This is a genomic window from Mesorhizobium sp. 1M-11 (genome assembly GCF_001303895.1).
Taxonomy (GTDB): domain Bacteria; phylum Pseudomonadota; class Alphaproteobacteria; order Rhizobiales; family Rhizobiaceae; genus Mesorhizobium.
Genome location: NZ_LJSD01000071.1, coordinates 103,261 through 119,438 on the forward strand (window position 1 = coordinate 103,261; position 16,178 = coordinate 119,438).

The 16,178-nt window shown below is 62.5% G+C and carries 18 protein-coding genes and 1 pseudogene; 8 read left to right on the plus strand and 11 right to left on the minus strand.

All coding sequences use genetic code 11. From position 1 onward, the window contains the following. Positions 1-2: 2 nt before the first annotated feature. Genes trbG through traI form a run of 10 tightly spaced genes read right to left on the minus strand, consistent with a single transcriptional unit; the run spans position 3 to position 8,455 of the window. Positions 3-848 carry a P-type conjugative transfer protein TrbG gene (trbG, locus tag AO692_RS28240; RefSeq protein ID WP_082407611.1) on the minus strand — a complete coding sequence of 282 codons (846 nt, stop codon included), beginning with the start codon at positions 846-848 and terminating at the stop codon, positions 3-5. Positions 849-861: 13 nt separating this feature from the next. Further along, positions 862-1,527: a conjugal transfer protein TrbF gene (gene trbF, locus AO692_RS28245; protein ID WP_054313362.1), complete on the minus strand. Its 666-nt coding sequence runs from the start codon at positions 1,525-1,527 to the stop codon at positions 862-864. An 18-nt stretch (positions 1,528-1,545) separates the two neighbouring features. Further along, positions 1,546-2,733 (minus strand): P-type conjugative transfer protein TrbL, encoded by a 1,188-nt coding sequence (trbL, locus tag AO692_RS28250; protein ID WP_054313363.1) that lies wholly within the window; start codon positions 2,731-2,733, stop codon positions 1,546-1,548. After that, positions 2,727-2,942, minus strand: a complete 216-nt coding sequence (trbK, locus tag AO692_RS32545; protein ID WP_244483527.1) for an entry exclusion protein TrbK — start codon at positions 2,940-2,942, stop codon at positions 2,727-2,729. The genes trbL and trbK overlap by 7 nt, the downstream gene beginning before the upstream one ends. Further along, positions 2,939-3,700, minus strand: a complete 762-nt coding sequence (trbJ, locus tag AO692_RS28260) for a P-type conjugative transfer protein TrbJ (RefSeq protein WP_152980001.1) — start codon at positions 3,698-3,700, stop codon at positions 2,939-2,941. Before trbJ ends, trbK begins: the two co-directional genes overlap by 4 nt. A 7-nt stretch (positions 3,701-3,707) precedes the next feature. Then, a complete protein-coding gene (locus AO692_RS28265; protein WP_054313365.1) occupies positions 3,708-6,164 on the minus strand; it encodes a conjugal transfer protein TrbE in 2,457 nt (818 codons plus the stop codon). 13 nt (positions 6,165-6,177) lie between these two features. Continuing rightward, entirely contained in the window at positions 6,178-6,471 is a 294-nt protein-coding gene (locus tag AO692_RS28270; protein WP_054313366.1) for a conjugal transfer protein TrbD, read from the minus strand. Then, positions 6,464-6,841, minus strand: coding sequence for a TrbC/VirB2 family protein (locus AO692_RS28275; protein WP_054313367.1), 378 nt, complete (start codon positions 6,839-6,841; stop codon positions 6,464-6,466). The genes AO692_RS28270 and AO692_RS28275 overlap by 8 nt, the downstream gene beginning before the upstream one ends. Further along, on the minus strand, positions 6,831-7,817 hold the full coding sequence (gene trbB, locus AO692_RS28280; protein WP_054313368.1) for a P-type conjugative transfer ATPase TrbB: 987 nt from the start codon (positions 7,815-7,817) through the stop codon (positions 6,831-6,833). The genes AO692_RS28275 and trbB overlap by 11 nt, the downstream gene beginning before the upstream one ends. A 14-nt stretch (positions 7,818-7,831) precedes the next feature. Then, the gene (traI, locus tag AO692_RS28285; RefSeq protein WP_054313369.1) at positions 7,832-8,455 is read right to left on the minus strand and encodes an acyl-homoserine-lactone synthase TraI; all 624 of its coding nucleotides are present in this window, start codon (positions 8,453-8,455) and stop codon (positions 7,832-7,834) included. A gap of 374 nt (positions 8,456-8,829) precedes the next feature. Here traI and repA point away from each other — a divergent pair, with 374 nt between their 5' ends. The 5 genes from repA (at position 8,830) to AO692_RS28310 (ending at position 13,663) form a co-directional block, all read left to right on the plus strand. After that, entirely contained in the window at positions 8,830-10,047 is a 1,218-nt protein-coding gene (repA, locus tag AO692_RS28290) for a plasmid partitioning protein RepA (RefSeq protein ID WP_082407614.1), read from the plus strand. A 196-nt stretch (positions 10,048-10,243) separates the two neighbouring features. Then, positions 10,244-11,242 (plus strand): plasmid partitioning protein RepB, encoded by a 999-nt coding sequence (gene repB / locus AO692_RS28295; protein WP_054313370.1) that lies wholly within the window; start codon positions 10,244-10,246, stop codon positions 11,240-11,242. Between the two features lie 182 nt (positions 11,243-11,424). Then, positions 11,425-12,762, plus strand: coding sequence for a plasmid replication protein RepC (gene repC / locus AO692_RS28300; RefSeq protein ID WP_054313371.1), 1,338 nt, complete (start codon positions 11,425-11,427; stop codon positions 12,760-12,762). A 224-nt stretch (positions 12,763-12,986) separates the two neighbouring features. Continuing rightward, the gene (locus AO692_RS28305) at positions 12,987-13,229 is read left to right on the plus strand and encodes a type II toxin-antitoxin system Phd/YefM family antitoxin (protein ID WP_054313372.1); all 243 of its coding nucleotides are present in this window, start codon (positions 12,987-12,989) and stop codon (positions 13,227-13,229) included. After that, positions 13,229-13,663 carry a type II toxin-antitoxin system VapC family toxin gene (locus tag AO692_RS28310; protein WP_054313373.1) on the plus strand — a complete coding sequence of 145 codons (435 nt, stop codon included), beginning with the start codon at positions 13,229-13,231 and terminating at the stop codon, positions 13,661-13,663. Before AO692_RS28305 ends, AO692_RS28310 begins: the two co-directional genes overlap by 1 nt. A gap of 27 nt (positions 13,664-13,690) precedes the next feature. On the opposite strand, the gene AO692_RS28315 is transcribed toward AO692_RS28310, so the two are convergent. Beyond that, entirely contained in the window at positions 13,691-14,815 is a 1,125-nt protein-coding gene (locus tag AO692_RS28315) for a site-specific integrase (protein WP_054313374.1), read from the minus strand. Between the two features lie 101 nt (positions 14,816-14,916). Here AO692_RS28315 and AO692_RS28320 point away from each other — a divergent pair, with 101 nt between their 5' ends. The 3 genes and pseudogenes from AO692_RS28320 to AO692_RS33325 all read left to right on the plus strand — a co-directional run. Beyond that, on the plus strand, positions 14,917-15,195 hold the full coding sequence (locus AO692_RS28320) for a DUF1778 domain-containing protein (RefSeq protein WP_054313375.1): 279 nt from the start codon (positions 14,917-14,919) through the stop codon (positions 15,193-15,195). Beyond that, complete coding sequence (locus AO692_RS28325) at positions 15,192-15,719, plus strand: hypothetical protein (protein ID WP_054313376.1); 528 nt, start codon at positions 15,192-15,194, stop codon at positions 15,717-15,719. The genes AO692_RS28320 and AO692_RS28325 overlap by 4 nt, the downstream gene beginning before the upstream one ends. Before the next feature lie 248 nt (positions 15,720-15,967). Further along, positions 15,968-16,178: pseudogene (locus AO692_RS33325) on the plus strand (hypothetical protein); the annotation flags it as partial.

Here is a 16,178-nt window from a genome sequence, read left to right on the forward strand (position 1 = left end):
CCCTACCCTCCCCGCCTGATCGTGATTTTGTCCTGGCGCCGGCCGACGCCCGACAGGAGGACGGCGCGATCGACATGGTAGTCGACCACCATCATGTTGCCTTTCATCCGATAGTTGACGATGCGGTTCTCGCCGCCCGAGACGACCAACAGGACCGGCGCATCCTGGCCGGAAAGCGGTCGCGGAAACTGGATGTAGGTCTTCAGCCCGTCACTGTAGACGCGCGTCGGACGCCACGGAGCGCTTCCCGATACCGAGTAGGCGAAGTTCAACTGCTCGGCCGGCACCCCCGCTCCCGGAATCGTGCTCGCCTCCAGTCGCGCATTGATGTCGGCAAGTTTCGCCGAGACGTCCTCGGGATATTCGAAGCCGACCCTGGCCATGTACTGGCTCTGATGCGACTTGAGCTGGATGTGGTAGGTGCGTCGCGACGTGGTGACGACCATAGAGGTCACGAGGCCCGGTTCGGACGGCTTGACGATCAGATGGATCGCCTGGCCGCCGACAGCACCGGACGTGGCGGGCTCGACCTTCCAGCGCACCGTGTCGCCGATCAGCACGTCGCGCACGACTTCGCCCGGCTGAAGCTCGATGTCGCAGACCTGCAGCGGCGAGCACACGACGGAGGGCTGCACCTCACCAAAGAGAAAGATCACCTTGCCGTCCGGTCCCTTGGTGACCAGTCCACGGCTGCCGCGCCACTGCCCGGAGATGCCGGTGCCCTTGGTCTCGTTGGCACTCATGCCCTCGGCACGGGCTTCCTGAAGCAGGAGGGGCGATGCGGCAAAGGCTGCGGCAAGCGCCAACGGCAACAACCGGCCATGGGTAACGATGTGTGGTGCGAACATGGCAGGGCCACTCCTATAGCTGCGCGGTCCAGTCGAGGTCGCGGATGTAAAGTCCGATCGGATTGAGGCGGATGACCGCCTCGTCCTGCGGCGGCGTCAGCACGACGGTCGCAACGGCCCGGAAGCGCCGCGGCGCGCCCATCTCCTTGCCCTTGCGGTCGCGCTGATATTCCGTCCAATCGATCTGATAGCTCTGGTTCGAAAGCGGCACGATGTTGTTGACCTCGACCGCCACGGTCGCAGCTCTTGCCTTCTCGAAGGGCGAGTTTGAGCGGAACCAACTATTGATCTTCTCCGTGGCGGGATCGGAGGTGCGCAGCATTGCGTAAGCGCGGTCGATATAGCCCTTCTGGACGATGGCATCTGGGGTGACGCTTCGGAAATTGGAAACGAAGTTGCCGAGGGTCGCCCGCACGACGCGCGCATCGGCATATTCGATCTGCTGCGGGAAACCGGCGTTGACGGCTGTGCCGAGCTGGTCGACCTCGACGATGTAGGGGACGAGCTTCACCTGGCTGCTCTGATAGAGCGCATAGGACGTGCTGATCACCGCAAGCAGCATGCCGGTGACGCCGACGATGCGCCAGGCAGCGGCGGCCTTCACATAGGAGCCGTAGCGCTCGTTCCATTCCTGCCGTGCCGCGAGATAAGGGTTCTCCGGCGCCGTAGTCTTCGCCATCTGTCGTCAAACTCCTGATTACTTATCCGGCAGCGGCGGAGATGGATTGGGCCGGGATGATCGACCGCGGGCGTCGTCGAGCTTCGCATTGGCGAGGCCGAGCAGCGAGTTCGCGTAGGCTCCGGGTGCCGCGATTGCCTTGTCCTTCGCGGCGGAGCCGGCCGCCAAACCTGCGCTGCCGATACCGGATGCCATGCCGCGGAGCGACGCTCCGACGATCGAGGATCCGCCGGCGCGGGCCGCACTGGCGCTCGCGGCGCCGGTCCTCGCCGCATTCGCACCAAGGAAGGCGCCGCCGGCCGCGAAGGTCGCCGCCTGGCCGCCATGCCGGATCGCTTCCATGCCGCCGCTGACCGAGGCGCCCTGCACGACGCCCTGGATGATCGGCGGCACATATATGGCGATGATGAAGACGACGACCGAGATGCCGGCGATGGCGAGGGTGGTGATGAACTGATCGGTGGTCGCGGTCGGCGCCTCGGCCAGGCCGATGAGGACCTCGGAGCCGATCCGCGCGATCATCACCAGCGCCATCAGCTTCATACCGACCGAAAACGCGTAGATGAGATAGCGGACGGCAAAGTCCTTGGTGTAGCTCGACCCGCCAAGGCCGAGCATGATCATGCCGGCGAGCAGCCCGACATACATTTCGACCATGACGGCGACAAAGATAGCGGCGACCAGGCTGAATGAGACGACGACGACGATCATCGCGAACACCGCGGCTATCGCCAGCGCGTTGTCCTCGAACAGACCGAACTGCGCCTGTTCCGACATTTTCGATGCCACCCGAATACCGGCATTGAAGATGTCTGCCGGCGAGGCTGAGCCTCCGGATGCGCCGATCTGGAACAGGCTATCGACGATGGCCTTCGAGACCGTCGGACCCTGGTCGAGAATGAAGGCGAACAGGCCGATGAACATGATGCGCCGCACGAGCTCGGCGAACCAGCTGTCGAGCGAGGCGGCATTGATGGCGAGCCACACGGCGGCGATACCGATCTCGATGACCGCCAGAATCCAGAACAAGGAGCGGGCCGCGTCGAGAACCGTGGTTTCCCAGCCGCGCGCGGCAGTCACCACCTGGTTCTCAAGCGTCGTGAGGACGCTGCCGTCCTGCGCCAGAGCCGGCGCACTCGCCAGGATCACGACGCCGATCGTAGTGAAAGCCCATCCGGCAGCGCTGACCGATCGCCCAATCACCATCGCGGCTTCATCTCCTGACCGCCGCGGACGTCACGCTCCGGATCCCCGCCAAAGAATTCTTCCGCGCGCTGGCGGCGTTGCACATCGTCGGCAGCGGGGGCCGGGTCGGTGACGACCGGCACGGCGTCGCGCGAAAACACCATCCAGAGCGCGGCGGCGCTCAGAGAGACAACCGCGACGACAAGTACGATGATTGTTGCCCGGCTCACCAGCGCGGCTCCATTGCCTGGCCGCCGCGGACGCCCGGTTGCGCTGCGTTGAAGAAGCGCTCGCGACGAAGCTGCGCAAGATCCTTGTCGGCCTGGTCGGACTGGAACCAGGTCGCCATCATGGTCGTCTGCTGCGCGATCAGGCCACGCAGCTTCCGAAACTGCCCAACCTGCTCGGCGGCGATCTGATGGCCGACCTGCAGCGCCTTCATCTGGCCGTCGGCCGATTCCGACATTGAGCGCAGCGAACTCATGGTCGCCTCTTCAGAGGAGAACTGCTCCGCTGTCAGACCGGCGGCCTTCAGGGTGCCGGCGATCGTGTCCCGATTGGTCGTCGACCACTCTTCGTAGCTCGACGAAAAGGACTGGCCATCGGCCAGCCCGGTCTTGAACTCGCCGTAACTCTGGAACCGCTGACGCAGTACGTCATCGGCGTTCGACATCGAGAAGGCGATGCCCTCTCCCTGCGCAACGAGGCTGCGAAGGCGGTTCAAATTGTTTTCAACTTTGCTCCAGACGTGGAACGGCAGCTGGGCCGTGTTCTGCAGCATGTTTTCGTACATGCGAATCTGGTTCTGGATTTGCTCGGCCAGTTGTGCGATCTGCGTCATCTGGTTGTTGATCTGCTCGGTCGACTTACCCACGAGCGCCACGAGTTCGCCGTTGTTGAGCAGCTGCGTCCATTCTGTCGCCTGCCCTGTTACGCCTCCGGCCCGGCCCGGCGTGGGGCCGATGATACTGGCGCCGACAATCGCCATCATGGTGCTAGCCGATATGAAGGAGCGCTTGCGCATCGCTTAGTCCTCTCTGCTGTAGCCAATGGAGGGGCCAATCGCTGCCGTGCTCGGCGCGAAGCGCGGCGATGCGCTTCAGGTCGTCGCGACCGGAAGCACCTGCGAAGGCCAGTGCGACAGGGCCGAGCGCCATGTCGAAGAGGCGGCGGCCGACCGGCGACACCACATAGTATTCCCGCTTGGGAAATGCCGTCGCCACGATCTCGATCTGTCGATCGTTGAAGCCAATGCGTTCGTAGAATTCCCGCGTGCCTGGTTCTCGAGCCGCGCCGTTCGGCAGGCAGATCTTTGTCGGGCAGGATTCCTTCAGCACATCGATGATGCCCGAACGCTCGGCGTCGGAGATCGACTGCGTGGCGAGCACGACCGCGCAATTGGCCTTGCGCAGCACCTTCAACCATTCGCGGATCTTGTCGCGGAATACCGGATGGCCGAGCATGAGCCAGGCTTCATCAAGGATGATCAGGCTGGGAGCCCCAGTCAGCCGCTTCTCGATCCTCCGGAATAGGTAGGTGAGGACCGGGACGAGGCTGCGCCCGCCGAGATTCATCAGCTGCTCGATCTCGAAGGTCTGGAATAGCCCGAGCGACAATCCGTCCCGCTCGGCGTCGAGCAGCTGCCCCATCGGGCCGTCGACGGTGTAGGTGTGAAGTGCCTCCTTGATCTCGCGCATCTGGACGCCGGAGACAAAATCGGAGATCGAGCGACCGCGTGCTTCGGCCATCAGGCCGATCTGCCGGGAAATGGCGTTGCGATGATCAGGCGTGATCGACACACCCTGCAGCGCGACGAGGGTTTCGATCCACTCCGAGGCCCAGGCGCGGTCGCCGTCTGTAGCGAGATCGGCCAGAGGACAAAAGGCGAGCGCCGGGCCATGCGTCCCCTCCCCTTCCCCCACCTCGTAGTGATCGCCGCCGGCTGCGAGCGTCAGCGGCATCAGCGAGCGGCCCTTGTCGAACGCAAAGATCTGCGCGCCCGCATAGCGCCGGAACTGCGCCGCGATCAATGCGAGCAGCGTGGACTTTCCCGAGCCGGTTGGACCGAAGATGAGGGCATGACCGACATCGTCGACATGCAGGTTCAGTCGAAAAGGCGTGGAGCCTGACGCGACCTGCATCAGCGGCGGCGCGCCCGCTGGATAGAAGGGACACGGCGCTGTGGGAGCGCCCGACCACACCGAGTTCAGCGGGATGAGATCGGCGAGATTGCGCGTGCTGATCAGCGGCTCGCGGATGTTGGCGTACCAGTTGCCGGGAAGAGAGCCGAGGAAGGCTTCCGTCGCGTTGATCGTCTCGATCCTGGCGCCGAATCCTTCCGCCTGCACCAGCCGCCGCACCGCCTCCGCCTTCTCGCGCAACCGCGGCTCGCCCTCGTCGAAGAGCACGATGACCGGCGTGTAGTAGCCATAGGAGAGGAGTTGCGACGAAGCCTGCGCGATCGCGTCCTCGGTCTCTGCGACCATCATCATCGCATCCTGGTCGACCGAGCGGGATTGCGTCTGGAACAACTGGTCGACGAAGGGGCGCACCTTCTGCTGCCACTTCTTTCGGGTGCGCTCGAGTCTCGCCCGCGCTTCCTGATCGTCCAGAAACATGAAGCGGCTTGACCAGCGATAGGTGAGCGGCATCAGGTCAAGCGCGTTGAGGATGCCGGGCCAGCTCTCCGCCGGGAAGCCGTCGATCGCCACCACGGCGAGATAGCGGTTCTCGACCATGGGCGAGACACCGTGATGAAACTCGGCTGTCGTCAGCCAGTCGAGATAGAGTGGAATCTCGATCAACCGGACGGGATGGTTCTCGCCGGTGATGCAGAAGCGGATGAACTGAAATAGCTCGTCATAGCGGGCGCTGCGGAAGCCGCCTCGTTCCTCGACTTCCTGCGTCACCATCCGTCGGATGGACAGCGTATTTCCGAGATACTGTTCGACCTCACGGATTGAGCTCTGAAAGCTCTCAAGCACTGTGTCGGCGTATCGCGCGCCGCGGCTCTCGCTGTCGGAATAGACGTAGCGCGCAAGACCCGAGCGGATCTTCTCTGGCGGCCGCCAAGTGAGAATCAGAGCATGCTGACTCTCAAAGTGTCCCCTGCCCTTTTCGAAATGAGCACGCCGCTCCTCGTCGATCGCACGCGTGACCGGGTCGGGGAAATGGCAATCCTCGCGCGACGGATAGGCCGACGTCGCGACGCGCACGGCTTCGACCTGGATCATCCAGCCGGATCCGAGCCGCGAAAGGACCGCGTTGATCTGACGCGTCACCTCGTTGCGCTCCGCGTCGGTCGAGCTTTCCGAATCCGGGCCTGCGAAGTACCAGCCAGCCATGAGGCTGCCGTCCTTGAGCAGGATGACGCCGTTGGCGACCAACGCCGCATAGGGGACGAGATCGGCAAAGGAAGGACCGGAATGCCGGAATGCGCGAAGGGCGGTCATTGTGGCATCCTCACTACCGCCACGGCGTCGATGTCGGCCGGTAATAGGGCCGATAGGCGATGTGGCGAGCGTAGACGCGCCGCATCATCGGGTCCGCCTTCGCCATCATCCGAAGTGCAGCAACGACCACGATCCAGATCGCGGCGCCGAACAGAGCGGCGTACCAGGTGAGCACCACGAAGATGAGGATGGCCGCGGCCAGTCCCGTCAGCAGCACGAGTTCGCGGTCCGCGCCGAGCAGTAGGTTCGGACGCGACAGCGCCCGGTGGATGCGTGAGCGGTCGAGGCCTGAGACGTACTCAGCCATAGGCCACGTCCCCTGCCCTCGCCCGCGGCGCCTCGACGGCAACTTCGCCGATCGAGGCGCCGCTCGCGCCGAACAGGCCGACGATCTGCGTCGCGCCGAGGAGGATGCCGGCGACCAGCACGACGTACATGAGCCTTCGGGCAAAATCGTTGAGCTCGCCGCCGAAGATCAGCATGCCGCCGGCGATCGCGACGGCCGCGAGCGCGATGAAGCCGGCGACCGGCCCCGTGATGGACTGCTGGACCTGCTGGAGCGGACCTTCCCACGGCAAGCCACCGCCGCCGCCGGCGAATGCTGGCGTCGTCACCGCTAGGCAGAGGATGAGCGTCAGCATTCCGCTGGCGCCCGAGGTCGAGTGGCTACGCGGCATGGCTTTCCTCATCAAGTTGGGCCTCTTCGATCTGGGCGTAGGTTTCGGTTTGATATCGGGAGCCGTTGAAGCTCTCCACATGGACGACGTCGCGCACACGCCGACCTCGTCCCGAGCGTTCGATCGACACGATCAGATCGACCGCCTCGCCAATCACCTCGCGCAATGGCTGCTGGCTCACTTCGGCGGTGAGCTGTTCCAAGCGGCGCAACGCCGACATGGCGCTGTTGGAATGAATGGTCGTGACGCCGCCAGGATGTCCGGTGTTCCAGGCTTTGAGCAGCGTGAGCGCCGCGCCGTCGCGGACCTCGCCAACGATGATGCGGTCGGGCCTCAGCCGCATCGTGCTCTTCAGGAGCCTCGCCATATCGATCGTGTCGCTCGTATGAAGCGCGACAGCGTTCTCAGCCACGCAGCGGATTTCGGCGGTATCCTCCAGAATGACGATCCGGTCTTCGGGCGCGGCCTCGACGATCTCCGAGATGACGGCGTTGGCGAGTGTGGTCTTGCCCGATCCCGTGCCGCCAGAAATGACGATGTTGAGCCGGGATTCGATCGCGTTGCGGATGATCTCTGCCTGGCGCGCCGTCATGAATTTGGACGATACATAGTCATCGAGGGGGATCAGCCTCGATGCGCGGCGACGGATCGTGAAGGTCGGCCGAGAGACGATGGGCGGCAACAGCCCCTCAAACCGATGCCCGCCGATCGGCAGCTCGCCGCTGATGATGGGTTGTTCGTCGACTGCCTGGGATTGCAGAGCATGGGCGACGCTGCCGATCACGATCTCGGCCGCGGCGGAGGTCATCTCGCCGACGGCCGCGATTCCGTGGCCGAGCCGTTCTATGAAGAGCTTGCCGTCGGGATTGAGCATGATTTCCACCACGCTTGCATCGTCGAGCGCCACGCAGAGCGCGTCGCCGAGAGCGTCCTGCAGCTTACGGACAAGCCTGGGGTGCGAGCGCAGCTGGCCCATTCGCGCGTTCTCCATCACGCGGCGGCTTTGGTGCGCTGCAGAAGCGATGCATAGTTCGCCGGGCGCACCCGCTCGAACCATTCTCGGTCGGCCGGAAGCAGACCCGCGACTGCCATCGTGTTACCGATCGGTCGCGGCTCCCCAATGCGCTCCATCGGCCAGCCTGCACGCTTCAGGATGCGCTCAAAGCGGACATCGGTGCCGGTGACGATCTCGGTGTAACGCTGTTCCATCGACCACTCGATGATCGCTGCGAACATGGTCAGCGTGACATCGTGCAGCGACCCCCCTGCCCTCCCCGCTTCCAGCGAGGTATCGACGCAAAAGCGGGAACTCTCGACCATCCCAGCATGAGGGCGCAACAGGCCCGTCCGCTCGAGATCAGGAAAGAGGACCGACATCATGGTCGGCCCCATCGCGGGCAACAGCCTGGCGCACCCGACCACCTGGCGAGATGGTGTGACAGCCAGGATGTATGTGGGGCGGTAGGAATCGAACTCGTCGACTTCCCTACCCTGCCGAACCTCCACGTCCCATTCCAACCGGTCTCGGAAAATTCGCGCTCGCAGTTGGTGCATCGAGTCGATGAGGTCGGCGGCGCCTCTGTATCCCGCCGTCGAGATGGCTATTGCCCGCATGCGTTTCGCTCCGCTTCGATTGAAGTCGGAGGGCAAGGGGCATGATTTGGGCCGCGGTCGCGACTAGTGAAAGTATGAGTGATTCTACTGCCGGATAGATGGGTCGCGATTGTCCGGACGCGTCGGATAGCCTGTTTCGCCACACCGAACCTAATAGAATTATCAGCACGCGTGCCATGCCACGGACTTGTGTCAAAGGATCAAGCCATTGAATTGGCGCGAGAAACGCCGGAAAAAACCGGTCGGCAGGCTAGCCACTGGTCATTGCTGTTAAGACATTGTTAACCTTAACTCTCTTGTCGATGTAGAGGAATCATGCCTTAACTCCAGACGGAAATGGCGCGTCTTACGTCAATAAACCGTCTGGAATGATGATGAATCTGAGTTCCGCCGCATTGGTCGAAGAATCTGAACTCACGTCCGAACTCATCGGACGACGTGCCGAGGCCCTGTCCGCTCGTCTGCGAGCCGCTGGGGAACGAGCATTTCCGCCCACGGCCCAGAAGTTCCTCCGCTCCTTTACCTCGGGCGAAGTTGCTCAGATTGTCGGTGTTTCAGATGGCTATCTGCGGCAGCTCTCGTTGGATGGACTAGGCCCCTCTCCCGACTTGGGTACAGGTGGCCGGCGATCTTACACACTCGGGCAGGTTAACGAGCTCCGCGCATATCTCGCGGATGCGCGGCCTAAGGAGGCGCTGAAGTTCTGGCCAAGGCGTCGGCCGGGCGAAAAACTTCAAGTGGTTACAGTCGCGAACTTCAAGGGCGGGTCCGCGAAGACCACCACGTCGTTGTACCTAGCGCAGGGTCTCGCGCTGCAAGGCTATCGTGTGCTCGCTATCGATCTCGATCCCCAAGCTTCGCTCTCCACTATGTTTGGATACCAGCCGGAATTCGACATTCCAGAGAACGCGACATTGTACGGCGCCATACGGTACGACGAAGATCGCGTTTCAATGAAAGAAGTGATCCGGCCGACCTATTTTCCGGGTGTGAGCATTGTGCCGGGCAACCTCGAACTCATGGAATTTGAACACCAAACGCCACGCCACATCATGGCAAGCAAGGTGCGTCCTGAGGACCTCTTCTTTAGGCGCGTTGCCGGTGCGGTTTCGCAGATCGCTGACGATTTCGACGTAGTCGTCATTGATTGCCCGCCACAGCTAGGTTTTCTAACCATGGGCGCGCTCAATGCCGCGACAGGGATGATCGTGACAATCCATCCGCAGATGGTGGACGTCGCGTCGATGAGCCAGTTCTTGCTAATGACATCTGAGCTGATCTCCGTGATCGAAGACGCCGGCGGTAAGCTGGAGTACGACTTCCTCAAGTTCCTGGTGACGCGCCATGACCCTCGCGATGTTCCCGAACAGGAGATAGTAAGCCTTCTACGAGACCTGTTCGGCTCAGATGTGTTTGCCGCAACCGCATGGAAATCGACCGCGATCGCGAATGCGGGGCTCACGAAACAGTCCCTGTTCGAGCTGTCGAGGGGCTCAGTCGGCCGGTCAGTGTACGAACGCGCCATGGAGTCCATCAATGCTGTGAACGATGAGGCGATCGAACTCATCAACCGCGTATGGGGTCGGCCATGAGCGGACACGATTCGAGCCAAACAACTGCGTCATTTTTGTCATCTGCCAACAGTGGCGGTGCGGCAGGCTGCGGCACGCGAGATCAGGATCGTCAGGCCCATCCAAGCCTGTTGTCAGCTGACAACATCGGAGCACGCGATGGCATAGAGCAGGCGGGTCCGCTCACCCAGCCCGGCGAAATGAGAGGCGCCATCGAATGAGCAAGAGGACGCAATCAATTCGATCGATGTTCGCAGCGCCAGAGGAGGCGCCGGCGGTCGAAAGCCGACCCATTGCGCGCGTCACATCAGGCGCCGTGCGCTCGCTCAAAGACACGTTCTCCGACGTCGAACGTCAGTACGAAGCGCTGCGGGAACAGCTCGCCACCGGAACTGTCGCCATTGAGCTCGATCCGAGCACGGTAGACCCTTCGCCATTCGCTGATCGCTTCGAGGAACAAGATCCAGCCGCTGACGCTACTCTGAAGCAGTCGATCGCGGAGCGCGGTCAGGAAATTCCCATTCTCGTCCGCGAACATCCTACAATACCTGGCCGCTACCAGTCCGCGTATGGGCATCGCCGTGTTAGGGCGACGCGCACTTTAGGCATCAAGGTCAAGGCCTATGTCCGGGTGTTAACAGACGAAGACTTGGTCGCCGCACAGGGGATTGAGAACTCCGGCCGCGAGGACTTGAGCTTTATCGAGCGGGCAGCATTCGCGCTGACTCTAGAGGATGCAGGGTTCCAACGATCTCTAATCCAGTCGGCGCTGTCCGTTGATCGAGCAGAGGTCTCCAAGCTGATTGCCGTCGCCAAAGCGGTGCCTTCCGACTTGCAGAAAGCAGTTGGTCGCGCACCCAAAGTCGGCCGCCCGCGCTGGCTTGCCTTGGCTGACGCAGTCTCAGACACGAAGACACTCGCAAAAGTTCGAAAAGCCACGCAGACGGACGCGTTCCTATCAGCCCATACGAATGACCGACTGGCGCTGCTCCTCGTCGCCGCGAAGAAGACCGACGGCGCAGTCGCAGGCGGTCCTGAGCCGGTCACCATCCGAAGCAGCGACGGTGCAGAGATTGCGCGCATCGTACGCACGGCTAAACGATCGCGTATCGAGGTCGCTGAAGACGCCGAGTTCGTCGACTTTCTGGTCAGCAAGCTCCCCGATCTGCACCGTACTTTTAGGAACGAGAAGAGGGGGCCCAACCAGGACAATTAGCCAGAACCTAACGTAAACGGAGCGGCATAGAAAAAAGGCCCCCGAAACGAATTCCGGAAGCCCTTTCTCAATCTTGGCAGGTTGAAAGAATCGCACTTCTGAGAATCACCGTCAAGAGCCTTTCGAGGCTCAACGCCGTTTCGGCGAGCGAATTTTCTTTGCCTAACAAAAGGTAAAGGAAAATGCAGACCCATATTGCGACGACGCCCTTCGGGCGGCGGCCGATGACGCTTGGCCTGATTTCAAGCCAGTCGACGGCCAAGAAGATAGATCAGGGCGCCACGGTGTCCAAATGGCAGGTGTTTAGGGACATCCGCGAGGCTAAGGAGGTGCTCGGTGCTACCGATCGCGCTCTCTCGATCCTCGATGCCCTGCTGACGTTCCATCGCGACGAAGAACTCAGCGGGGAGGGCAATCTGGTTGTCTTCCCCTCGAACGAGCAGCTCATCCGTCGGGCCAACGGCATGGCGCCGGCGACGTTGCGGCGCCATCTGGCCAATCTGGTGACCTCGGGCCTGATCATCCGCAGGGACAGCCCGAACGGCAAGCGCTTCGCCCGGAAAGGGCAGGGCGGAGCGATCGAGCAGGCCTACGGGTTCGATCTCGCGCCGATCCTGGCGCGTGCCGCGGAGTTTCGGGAGATGGCGGACGCCGTCGCGGCCGAACGCAAGGCGCACCGCGTGGTCAAGGAGCGGCTGACCATCTGCCGGCGCGACGTGACCAAGATGATTGATGCCGGCATCAACGAGAACGTTCCTGGCAATTGGAGCGGCTTTCAGCTGCGCTATGAGGCAGTCATTGCCCGGCTTCCGCGGAAAGCCCCACGACAGGTGCTCGAGGCGCTTGCCGATGAGCTGGAAGATCTCTGGGCCGACGTACATCAGACGTTGGAAACATTCGTCAAATTAGAAGATTCGAGCGCCAATGAGTCTCATACTGAGCGCCACATACAAAATTCAAACCCAAACTTTAATCCTACCGGTGAAATTAGAAGCGGCTCAGGAAATAATCCAGAAGCGAGCGGCACCGCCGAGGATACCGACAATGTGCGGAGTCTGCCAAGACGGGATCTGCCGTTGGGAATGGTGCTGAGCGCCTGCCCCGACATCGTGCCCTACGCCGAGGGAGGGCAAATCCGGACCTGGCGGGATCTAGCCGCCGCCGCCTATCGAGCTCGGCCGAGCATGGGGATCAGCCCAAGCGCCTGGCAGGAAGCGGCTGAGGTCATGGGTCCGCAGCATGCGGCGATCGTGCTGGCCGCGATCCTGCAACGGGCTGAACACATCCGCAGCCGCGGCGGCTATCTGCGCGATCTGTTGGAGCGTGTCCGTCAGCAAAAATTCTCGGTCTGGCCTATGATCACGGCCCTGCTGAACGCCAGAATGAGTGCGCTGGAAAAGGCGGCCACGTCCGGAGTCGCTGCAGGCACGCCGGGAGAGCAGGCTGCAATCAAGGCCGGCGCCAATTCGTTGGAGATCAGCAGCGCGCTGCGTGACAGCATGAAGAAGAAGGGCTGGTGACGATGTCCCGGCTAGCCGATCAGGCGGCCCTGCGGCCGAAGGGAAGCGCGATTTTGCGTGTCAGCGGCCATTTTAAGCGCCTGAGAGACGTTTGAAGGGCAGATTTCCAAATGTAGAGGATAAGGGTAAACGATCGGATGTAGGCGTCTCAGGCCTGCTGGGCACTTGTTATAACGGCATAGCCTTCCTATATGACCACTGTGGTCATTAAGGAAAGATCGGAAATGAGAGAGATCCAACTCAAGGATGCCAAGGCGACGCTGTCGGCGGTCGTCGACCAGGCTGTCCGCGGCAATCCGGCGATCATCACCCGGCATGGCAGGAAGGAAGCGGTCGTCCTTTCGTTCGACGAATACGAGAGGCTTGCGCATGTTCCGAGCTTCGGCAAGCTGCTGGCGTCGTTTCCAGGCGACGAAGGGGATATCCCCGCGCGCAACAGCAAGCCGAGCCGAGCCGTCGATCTGTAATGTTCCTGGTCGATAGGAACGTCATTTTCGCGTTGGCGCCGTCCAAGCGACCCGGCTCAGGCGAGTTGGTTGAATGGCTCGACAAGGCTAGTCCACAGCTGTTTCTGTCGGTCGTCTCTGCCGCCGAGGTCAAATCAGGCATCGCAAAGGCCGAGCGGGAAGGCGCTACAACCAAGGCGCTGAGGTTGAGGGAATGGTGGGAGAGCATTGAGTACCTTTATGCGAGCAAACTGCTGCCGTTCGATCTGAGATGCGCGCATGCCGCCGGTCAGATCCTTGATGACGCTCGTGCCCATCAACCTGGCTTCGAGGACATTGCGATTGCAGCAACGGCTCAGGTGCACGGGCTGACCGTTTTGACTCGGAACATGCGGCATTTCGAGCCTCTGGGTGTGCGGGTACTCGATCCCTTCATGGCGCTGCCTGAGCAATAAACTCGGCAGGGGAGGGCCTTTTGTCGCCTATAACCCGCTGGCCTTGGTAAGGTTGACCCGAAATCGGTCGCGGCGGCGCTGATATTTGCGGGTCATTTCGGCGGAGGCATGGCCAAGCTGCTTTTGCACGTAGCGTTCGTCGACTTCCGCCGAGGAGGCGAGACCGGCGCGCAGTGAATGGCCGGCAAAGAGCCTTTCCCGTTCGCCTTCCGTAAGATCACCGCGCACGCCGGCTGCCAGCGCGGCGCGCTTGACGAGGCGGGCGACCTCCTGGTCATTGAGCCGCTCGGCGCCAACCGTCTTCCCCTGCCCAGTCACCCGCCGGAACAGCGGCCCGTGCGCGATGCGGCCGAGCTTTAGCCAGGTCTGCAACGCCACGACCGGGCAGGTGGTATCCGACGAGCCGCGGCCGATCTCGACCTCGCGCCAGCCCGTCTTGCCGCGCAAGGTGACCAGGAGCCCCAAGTCGAGGATCTCGATCCAGCCGCGGCCGTCCTCGGTCTGGTCGCGGCCGACGTCGAGGCCGACGATCTCGGAGCGGCGCAGGCCGCCGGCAAAGCCCAAGAGCAGCATGGCGCGGTCGCGTAGGCCGCGCAGCGTGCCGCGGTCGAGCGTTTCCAGCATGGCGATCAGGTCCTCGGGCAGTACCGCCTCCTTCTGCCGGGGCGGGGCGGCGTGTTTGTTGCGAATGCCGGCCATGACCGTTGCGATATGGCGGTCCTTCCTGTCGAGCGACTGCCCGCGCTGGGCAAAATTCCTGGACAGCGAGGAAAGGCGCCGCTCGATCGTCGACACGGAGTTGGGCTTCTTGTCGCCGGTTGCTGTGCCCGACGCGCAAGCCGTGATGTAGAGCCCAACGGTCTGCGGATCGGGCGGCAACACCTCAAGACCCTGCCGACGGCACCAGCTGGCAAAATGCTTCCAGTCGGAGGCATAGGCGCGGCGCGTGTTGACCGAACTCGCCGCCTCGACATAGCCGCGGGCTTTGTCGGCGAGGCCCTCGAGATGACTGGGGAGGCGCTCCCGCCTGTCGTTCGCTGAAATTTCGGCCGGCAGGAGAGGGGAGGGGGCTTTTTTTTCGGCCCCTTCCGTCTTCCGCCCCATTTCCATCACAACGTCGATGATATCGGGAAGGTCGTCATCGGGATCCATCAGCTCTCCTGTCCGATCTGTACGTATTGAATGCGTATGGTATTGAACCTGCCTCCAAACAGGCGTATCTTCCAAGCGTGTAAACAGTACGAGATTGAATCATGGCCCGCGCAGCGCTTGATGATACCGACAGGATGAACATCCGGGTGAAGCCGGAGGTGAAGGCGCGCCTGATGCGTGCGGCGGCCCTGCGCCATACGGATCTGACCAGTTTTGTGACGCAGACTGCCTTGCGCGAAGCCGAGGCGGTGATTGCCGAGGCCGACGTCGTGAAAACGTCGGGGCGTGATTTTGCACGCATTCTCCAGCTTCTTGACAATCCGCCGAAGCCGAATGCCCGGCTGCGCGCCGCCGCCGCCGTGCTTCCAAAAGACCTGTGACGCTTCCGGCCTGGCACGAAGAGCCGATCGCCAAGGCCCATGACCGAAACGCCTTCGATTGCGGCGCTGCCGAGCTGAACATCTTCCTGCAGCGTTTTGCGCGCCAGGGCCACGAGCAGAATGCCGCGAAGACGTTTTGCGCGGTTTCCGATGATGCCCCGAACAGGATCCTTGGCTACTACAGCATCGCGCCGGCATCGGTCGCGCATGACGCTGTCCCCCAGGCGATGACGAAGGGATTGGCGCGCCACAAGGTGCCTGGCTTTTTGCTCGCGAGGCTGGCCGTCGACAGGACGGTAGCGGGCAGGGGGCTTGGCGGGCAGCTTCTGCTCGCTGCCGCGCTGCGATGCATTCGTGTTTCCGAGGATATTGGCGGCGTGGTGATGATCATCGAGGCCAAGAGCGAGCGCGCCGCCCGATGGTATGCCGGCTTCGGCGCCGAGCCGCTCCTGGATCGCCCGCTGACGCTTGTCGTCCCACTGGCGACCTTTGCAGCTGCGCTGCGGGGGACCGGCCATCTTTGACGAGCGCATCGGCTCGTCCGACGACCGCGCGTCCGGACTATCATCCGCGGCGCCCGTTCTGTGGGACGGTCCGGAGGGTCGCCGGGCGCGATTTTTGGGCTTCTGCTCGACGAAAACGGCCATTTTCGCTATAGAGAGCAAAACGAACGATAATGCAACATTATCGTTCGTTTTGACCGGACGACAGGCACAGCGCTTATTGGCCATTTCTGTTGCCAAAACCGCCGCCGTGATTCATCGTGCTTTCGATGATTCTGCGTCCCAATACCTCTCCGCGCCACCACGCCACGCTTGCCGGCGCCGCTTCGACCGCGCCGACGGCAACGGTGTCGGCCTGGCTGCGCCGGGCCGTCGCGGATGCGCAAGGCCTTGCGGGACAAGGCGTAGGGCTAAATGCCCTTGGGCCAAATGCCCTTGAGGACGTCGCGCTCGCCGCCGGCGCTGCCATCGGTGCGCTCG

What these genes read in the sequence shown, in the direction of transcription:
- trbG (WP_082407611.1), bottom strand. Translation starts at nt 848, where the DNA reads ATGTTCGCACCACACATCGTTACCCATGGCCGGTTGTTGCCGTTGGCG.
- trbF (WP_054313362.1), bottom strand. Translation starts at nt 1,527, where the DNA reads ATGGCGAAGACTACGGCGCCGGAGAACCCTTATCTCGCGGCACGGCAG.
- trbL (WP_054313363.1), bottom strand. Translation starts at nt 2,733, where the DNA reads ATGGTGATTGGGCGATCGGTCAGCGCTGCCGGATGGGCTTTCACTACG.
- trbJ (WP_152980001.1), bottom strand. Translation starts at nt 3,700, where the DNA reads ATGGCGATTGTCGGCGCCAGTATCATCGGCCCCACGCCGGGCCGGGCC.
- AO692_RS28265 (WP_054313365.1), bottom strand. Translation starts at nt 6,164, where the DNA reads ATGACCGCCCTTCGCGCATTCCGGCATTCCGGTCCTTCCTTTGCCGAT.
- AO692_RS28270 (WP_054313366.1), bottom strand. Translation starts at nt 6,471, where the DNA reads ATGGCTGAGTACGTCTCAGGCCTCGACCGCTCACGCATCCACCGGGCG.
- AO692_RS28275 (WP_054313367.1), bottom strand. Translation starts at nt 6,841, where the DNA reads ATGCCGCGTAGCCACTCGACCTCGGGCGCCAGCGGAATGCTGACGCTC.
- trbB (WP_054313368.1), bottom strand. Translation starts at nt 7,817, where the DNA reads ATGGGCCAGCTGCGCTCGCACCCCAGGCTTGTCCGTAAGCTGCAGGAC.
- traI (WP_054313369.1), bottom strand. Translation starts at nt 8,455, where the DNA reads ATGCGGGCAATAGCCATCTCGACGGCGGGATACAGAGGCGCCGCCGAC.
- repA (WP_082407614.1), top strand. Translation starts at nt 8,830, where the DNA reads ATGAATCTGAGTTCCGCCGCATTGGTCGAAGAATCTGAACTCACGTCC.
- repB (WP_054313370.1), top strand. Translation starts at nt 10,244, where the DNA reads ATGAGCAAGAGGACGCAATCAATTCGATCGATGTTCGCAGCGCCAGAG.
- repC (WP_054313371.1), top strand. Translation starts at nt 11,425, where the DNA reads ATGCAGACCCATATTGCGACGACGCCCTTCGGGCGGCGGCCGATGACG.
- AO692_RS28305 (WP_054313372.1), top strand. Translation starts at nt 12,987, where the DNA reads ATGAGAGAGATCCAACTCAAGGATGCCAAGGCGACGCTGTCGGCGGTC.
- AO692_RS28310 (WP_054313373.1), top strand. Translation starts at nt 13,229, where the DNA reads ATGTTCCTGGTCGATAGGAACGTCATTTTCGCGTTGGCGCCGTCCAAG.
- AO692_RS28315 (WP_054313374.1), bottom strand. Translation starts at nt 14,815, where the DNA reads ATGGATCCCGATGACGACCTTCCCGATATCATCGACGTTGTGATGGAA.
- AO692_RS28320 (WP_054313375.1), top strand. Translation starts at nt 14,917, where the DNA reads ATGGCCCGCGCAGCGCTTGATGATACCGACAGGATGAACATCCGGGTG.